Origin of the sequence: Teichococcus aestuarii (assembly GCF_042651065.1) — a bacterium.
Lineage (GTDB): Bacteria > Pseudomonadota > Alphaproteobacteria > Acetobacterales > Acetobacteraceae > Pseudoroseomonas > Pseudoroseomonas aestuarii.
On the sequence record NZ_JBHSCH010000018.1, the window covers coordinates 60,194 to 66,762 of the forward strand.

Sequence of the window (6,569 nt, forward strand, 5' to 3'; positions counted from 1 at the left end):
CTCAGCGCCCCGCCAGGCCGCGCTGCCCGGCGGCGAGCCGCGGCAGGAGGGCCTCGATCCGGTCGCGGCCGGGATAGGCTTCCTGCGACCCGAAGGCGGTGACGGCGAGATGGGAGGCGGCCACGGCGAAGCAGGCGGCCTCCAGCACCGGCCGCCCCTCCAGCAGCGCCACGGCCAGCGCGCCCGCGAAGGCATCGCCGGCGCCGGTGCTGTCGACCACCTCGACCGGAACCGACGGGATGTGGGTGGCGCGGCCATCCTGCCACAGCACGCAGCCGCCATCCTGCAGCTTCACGCAGGCGATGGCCACGCCGCGCCCCGCCAGCCGGCGGGCGGCTTCCGCCCCCGCCTCCGGCCCGTCCACCCTCACCCCGGTCAGGCCCTCCGCCTCGGAGGGGTTGGGGGTGACGGCGGTGGCCTGGGCCAGCATGGCGTCCCGCACCCGGTCGGCCGGGGAAGGATCGAGCACCACGGCCAGGCCGCGCCCGCGGGCGGCGGCGATGGCGCGCGCCGCCACATCGGGCGGGATCTCGCAATCCACCGCCAGCAGCGAGCCCGCCGGCGCCGCCGCGATGGCCGCGGCGGCGGCCTCGCCATCCTCCTGCCGCCAGGAATCGTTGGCGTTGCCCGCCAGCACGATGCTCTTCTTGCCGTCCGGCAGGACGGCGATCATCGACACGGCCGTCGCCACCCCCTCGGCCACCGACACGCCGCCGAGGTCGATGCCCGCCCGGCGCAGCGGCGCCAGGGCCTGCTCGCGCAGATCGTCATCCCCGACCCTGGCCAGGAGCCGGGCGGGATGGCCGAGGCGGCATGCCAGGACCGCCCGGTTGGCGGCCTTGCCGCCGCTGAGCCGGGTGAAATCCGTGGCCGGCAGCGTGCGGCCGGGATCGGGCGCCTCCGGCACCCGGACCTGGAAATCCGCATTCACGCTGCCCAGCGAGAGAAGGATCGGCCGTGCCATGTTCGGTTGGAGACTCCCTGCTTGCTCCCAGTCGCGGAGCGGACCTCCAGGAGAACGCGGCAGCCCGGGAAACGGTCGGCATGGCCTTCTCCGATGGGCGGCCGGCGCGCAGCCGGCCGCTTCCTCCGGCCCCGCTTGTGCGTATCCCCAGGGCCGCGCAGGATCCGCTTCCGAAGCAACCGGGGGAACGCCGATGGGTGCGCAGATCGACTACTATGTTTCGCTGAATTCGCCGTGGACGCATCTGGGCGCGGCCCGGCTGGAGGCGATGGCGGCACGCCATGGCGCCGCGCTGCGTGTCTACCCCGTGGATTTCGGCACCATCTTCGCGTCCTCGGGCGGGCTGCCGCTGCCCAAGCGCTCGCCGCAGCGCCAGGCCTACCGGATGATGGAGCTGCGGCGCTGGCGCGAGCGGCTGGGCGTGCCGATTCAGCTCGAGCCGAAATTCTTCCCGGCGCGCGAGGCCCTGCCGGCGCATGCCGTCATCGCCGTGCGGGAGAGCTTCGGCGACGCGCCGGCCATCGCCCTGGCGCATGCCATCCTGAAGGCGCTGTGGGAGCAGGAGCGCGACACCGGGGATGCCGCGACGCTGGCCGAGCTGGCCGCCGGCGTCGGGCTGGATGGCGGCGCGGTGCTGCGCCTGGCCGAGGAGCCGCGCTGGGCGGAACGGCGCGCGGCGGACACGCAGATGGCGCTGGAGCGCGGCGTCTTCGGCGCGCCGAGCTACGTGCTGGAGGGCGAGATCTTCTGGGGCCAGGACCGGCTGGACTTCCTGGAGGCGGCGCTCGCCCGCTGAAACAAAGCAACCGGAGCCTGATGCGAAAAGCCCGGCGCAGAGGCCGGGCTTTTCCGAACTTCCTTGCTCCGCGAGGAGACTGGCGCGCCCGGGAAGAGTAGGAACTCGGCCGCTGTCAATAGCTTAGAGTCACAAACGGGTTGCTCTACTAAGGTGGAAAACAATGGTTTAGGAGCAATCCTGCAAACGGCTGATGAGGTGCAGTAAGCCTATTAGGTGGAAAGCACTTGTACCTAGCTGTCTGGTCGCGGAACATTGTTGGGATCCGGTGGGGCTGGCGATCGTAGACTACGCCTATCGTTTCGAGCGACTGCCCGGAATCCTCTCAGGCCTGCACCCCGTCACCTTCACCATGCTCCTGCTCAGGCGTACTGCCCAATTCGCATCAAGCCAAGGCGTTCCCTAACTTGTCACGCCTCGACCAACGACCCTGGGCTCCTCGAACACCATCGGCTCCTGCGGTGCACCGTCGTTAGTCATCGCGTGCTGGGAGAAGGCAGGGATGCCGGGCGGCAGGATCGTCTCGTGCCGCGCCGCCTCGATAAAGATGTGTTTTGAGTTGCTGTCGCCGATCTCAAACCAGTTTGGGTCGTCGAAGGTGCCCGCATACACACCGCAGGAGGTTTGGAACCTCTCGAACGTCATATATAGCTTCGTTCTGCACGCTGCGCAGAAATGTATATAAACGAGCTTGCCGCTACCCTCAGATCGATGATTGTAGGTTGAAGGGGAGCCCTGGGTCACGCGGAAGTCGACCGTGCGAAAGATCGGCTCAACCACGTAGGCTGAGCCCGTAGCGCGTTGGCAGAAACGGCAGTGGCAGGTTGTGACCCGGAGCGGATCAGCCAGCGTCTCATAACGCACGGCACCGCAGAGGCATCCGCCTTCGTAAACGCCCATACCGGCCTCCCTGTTGGACGGGCTGCAACGCCCAAGTTTGCGCAACAAGGTTAGCCAGCGGTGGTGGGAAAAGCACTGGAAACCTACGCTGGTCTTCACAGGACGGGATCGCCTGTCCGGGTTTCCCCGAGGTCCAGTATCTATCTCACCTGAGGTCCGTAACATCCTCTAGGCTTCCACCTAGGCCCTTACGGTTGCGCCACGTGTCCGATCGAATTGAGGGCCGCTCCAGCAGCCGCAAAAAAGATTGACGTTATCAATTCGCAATGTTCCCATATCAATCTATCCGGTGGGAGGCAGAAATTGCAAGCTACTCGTCTAGGCATAGCTGCCCTAATGCTCTCACTTGCCGGATGTGGCTTGACAGAACGCTTCGGCCCGTCGCCGCCGAGTATCCCAACAGCCTTGGAATTAGCCAGCTTCCAGGAGCACTTGAAGGAGCAACTCGGCAATGACCCGAGCCTAGTCCAAGCAAATGGATTTGCTTTTATAGATCTGCAGTGCGCCGATTTTTTTGCAAAGCTTCAGCGCGCGCGAAATTTAGGAGAGTTTGCCGAGGTTGAACTTGCAGGTGCTGCAGCCGCCCTCACGGCCATACTGACAATCACCCAAGCCGGAGCCGCCGTAATCGGCGTAGCAGGAGCAACTGCAGGCTTTGCTGTACTCACCGTTAGCGAATATCGCCGTAGCGCTCTCTTATCGGAGTACCCTGCAGAGCTACAAAACCTTGTAGTTGGCGCTCACCAATCCTACCGCTTGGCGTTGATCGAGGAGCCCTCAAGCATCCCAGAAGCTTATGCGCGGGTAGTCGGTTATGCCCGTCTGTGCACCCTTTCTTCCATGCGCTTCCTTGCGCGCGAAGCACTGGCCGCGGCGCGTACCGGCGCAATCCAAGAGAGCGGCCTTACAGCGGCGCTGGGAAGGGTTGCAAGCGATCTTAATCTTACTTCTCTCTCCCTCGATGAAGCCGCTGCCCTCATCGTGCTTGCTACTAATCCCACCGCAGATGCACGTGGCAGAGCGAAAGACATCCTCGGCACGAACTATGAAACACTCTTTTCGGACGGAGGAACCGGCCGGATTGAGCCTAGGCATCCACGTTCCTGGCAAGACAACGCAAACGTTCTGGTTGCCCTCAGCGCCACCTACCCTGCGCTTTCTTCTCGTGTCGCGCAAATCCGCTCTGGCACGACAGCACCGGCACCTGCCGCAACCATTGCACCACCTAACATCAACCGACAACACCGGTCTGGTACCCCTTCTAACTTCTCGATTCCTCAAATTCGAGTAATTCGGTAACACCAACCGTTGGAGGAATTTGATGAAAGGACTTCTCATTGCCGGCTTAATTGGTTTTGCAACTCCAGTTTTGGCCGCAGACGAGCGTCTAACACTTCAACCATCGCATTCGCGCCCTTTCGAGGCCGAGCTCTACAATCTAGGTAACCCTACCGCACTCCTGTTTCTGCGCGACTTGGATGCTCTCCGGCTCCGCCGACCAGATGTAGCGGACGCTATCAGCCGTCGCCTTCAAGCAACTCCGCCCTCTGATCCTGCGGCTATTGCAGACACAGAAAATGCGGTGAAAAGTCGTCTCGCCGCAGCTCTCGCGGGCGGAGCCATTCAACTCGATCTTAAAGCGGCAGCACGAACTCGAGGTGCAAACCTCCAGCCCAACGCAGTCGAAGACTGGCGCGCTTCCTTGTCTTCAGCAGCCGGCGCACTGGGCTATGTGCCGAGCAAACCCACACTTACACCACTTCTTCCATCGGAAAGTGTACCAACCCTCGCTCGCTTAGCCTTCAGCCTGACTGGTATTGCCGTTCATGGCACGGCGGTACCTGGGGGGGCCAATCTCCCCTCGACACCGCCCAGAACTTCGGCTCCAGGTTCAGTATCAGCACTCACGGCACCGGCCCCAGGATCTTCGAGCGATATTGCTCTAGCCGCCGTTTCGACACCGCGACCACCGGCGCCAGCGCAGGCTCATCATGGACGCCCTTCAAGCAGCCAAGAGTTGAAATGCCAGCACAGTTTTGAGAGCCTGAATGGATCTTTACTGCCGGATGGTTCAAGAAGCGAGCCTTATGATCCACACCAATTTCGGGAAGTGATGCGACTTGCCTTAGTTCATATTCTTGGCGGCGATGGGAAAGGCCAGACGTGCACGGGCACAGCTATTGGAGGCCCTTGGATCCTTACTGCAGCCCATTGTGTTATTTGGGAAGAAGGCCGCAATCTCCGGTCAACAGCGGAGGCACAACAACGCCTTGGGCATCGAAGTGGAACAGATTTAGATATCCTTGTAGCAGGTCGAGGTAACTATCAGGCTCATGCCTATCCACAGGTAGCCGGCGGAAACTACAAAACATTTGATGTGAATAGAATTATTGTTCACCGCGACTATAGGATCACGGATACTTCGATTGTTTCTGATCTTGCTCTACTACAACTCTCTGCTGATGTCGAAACTGCCAAGGTGACGCCCGCTCGCCTCGCTTCTCCAGGCGATGACCTGCGAAAGCTCACCATGGCTGGATATGGCTATACACATGCGGAGGATTCGCAACCAGGAACAAACCTGAGGGTTGCCTGGCCGGCAACGCCAACGACTGACCAAGGTTTTCTCAGTATTGTTTTCCGTACATCGAATGCAGGAACCGGCCGATTTTGTCCCGGGGATTCAGGAGGACCGGCTTTTACAGGACGCCACCGCGGCTGTCCGACGTATTTAGCGCCCAAGATCGCCCAGGAAGCACCTAGGCCACGACCGCTCGCGGGCGTTATATCGTACCTAGCTGAAACTCGCACCCAAAAGGAGATCAATGACGGCGTTCCCCTATCGGGAGAACGTTGCACTAGTACCTCGCTAAATCGCCTTATGGATGTCACTAACCCTGCAAACCATCGATGGATCTGCGATCGGACCAACAACATGGCTCTGGGCTGTCGGTAACCCTACGTTAGGATTCTCCTAGAACCTGTTCAATTCTGCTTTGCTCTTCTTAAATATTCTAGCACTCCTTATACCAAGTCTCTTTGATCAGAACTTATAGAACGCTGGGTCGTATCCCCGGCGCTGCGGGAGGCACTACAGCTATGGGTTCTGATCACTGGGACTTGGTATTAGGTGCTTTGAGTTGAGGTGTCAGCAACCTGCGCCGGCGGTGAGGACATCGGATTGGCATGACGAGATGCGCGAACGACCGGTTGAAGATAGCTCGCCGTACGGGGGCAGGCTTGGCGATGGCGGCGCACCCGGCACTAGAACCTGCATTTCCCCCCGCCTCGTCCGATGGTGCGCGGCGAGGCGGGGTCGTGTCCCACCGCGTGGTGTAGGAGCGGTGTTCCTCAGCGGACTGAGCCGCAGTGTCAGGCGGCCGCGGCAGGCAGGCTGACGGAGGCAGTATCGCTCACGGCGCCGATTGTCTCCAGGGTCATGTAGCGGGAGCGCTGGGTGGCCCATTCGTCGGACTGCTCGAGGAGCAGTGCCCCGACGAGCCTGGTGATGGCAGCCTCGTTGGGAAAGATGCCGACGACGTCGGTGCGACGCTTGATCTCGCCGTTGAGGCGCTCGATCGGATTGGTGCTGTGCAGCTTGGCCCTGTGTTCCCGGGGAAAGTCCATGAAGGCCAGCACGTCATCCTCGGCGGCGTCCATGAGGGCCGCGAGCTTCGGCACCTTGGGGCGGAGTTGGTCGGCGACGGTGCGCCACTGGGCGTGGGCCGCGGCGGCATCGGCCTCGGCATAGGCGGTGCCGATCCAGGCCGAGACGATGCGGCGCTGGGTCTTGCCCGCATGAGCGGCGGCGTTGGGGACTGTCAGGAATTTCGTGTAGGGCGGGGCATAGTAGGGAAGAAGGAGACCCCCTATGGCCCGACGGAAAGAGCCGCGGATCCCGGATGCGAT

6 protein-coding genes are annotated in these 6,569 nt (G+C 62.2%); 3 read left to right on the plus strand and 3 right to left on the minus strand.

Annotation, left to right across the window (positions count from 1 at the left end):
• Position 1 precedes the first annotated feature (1 nt).
• Entirely contained in the window at positions 2-964 is a 963-nt protein-coding gene (locus ACFOY6_RS09775) for a ribokinase (protein ID WP_379650406.1), read from the minus strand.
• A gap of 193 nt (positions 965-1,157) precedes the next feature.
• On the opposite strand from ACFOY6_RS09775, the gene ACFOY6_RS09780 reads away from it, so the two are divergent.
• Positions 1,158-1,760 carry a 2-hydroxychromene-2-carboxylate isomerase gene (locus ACFOY6_RS09780; RefSeq protein ID WP_379632913.1) on the plus strand — a complete coding sequence of 201 codons (603 nt, stop codon included), beginning with the start codon at positions 1,158-1,160 and terminating at the stop codon, positions 1,758-1,760.
• A 402-nt stretch (positions 1,761-2,162) separates the two neighbouring features.
• On the opposite strand, the gene ACFOY6_RS09785 is transcribed toward ACFOY6_RS09780, so the two are convergent.
• Positions 2,163-2,825, minus strand: a complete 663-nt coding sequence (locus ACFOY6_RS09785; RefSeq protein ID WP_379650408.1) for a GFA family protein — start codon at positions 2,823-2,825, stop codon at positions 2,163-2,165.
• Between the two features lie 195 nt (positions 2,826-3,020).
• On the opposite strand from ACFOY6_RS09785, the gene ACFOY6_RS09790 reads away from it, so the two are divergent.
• Both ACFOY6_RS09790 and ACFOY6_RS09795 read left to right on the plus strand, forming a co-directional pair.
• Positions 3,021-3,959: a hypothetical protein gene (locus ACFOY6_RS09790; protein WP_379632909.1), complete on the plus strand. Its 939-nt coding sequence runs from the start codon at positions 3,021-3,023 to the stop codon at positions 3,957-3,959.
• 814 nt (positions 3,960-4,773) lie between these two features.
• On the plus strand, positions 4,774-5,616 hold the full coding sequence (locus tag ACFOY6_RS09795; protein ID WP_379650413.1) for a trypsin-like serine protease: 843 nt from the start codon (positions 4,774-4,776) through the stop codon (positions 5,614-5,616).
• A 416-nt stretch (positions 5,617-6,032) separates the two neighbouring features.
• Here ACFOY6_RS09795 and ACFOY6_RS09800 read toward each other — a convergent pair.
• Positions 6,033-6,569: transposase (locus tag ACFOY6_RS09800; protein WP_379650410.1), on the minus strand; the 537-nt coding region annotated here is incomplete at its 5' end.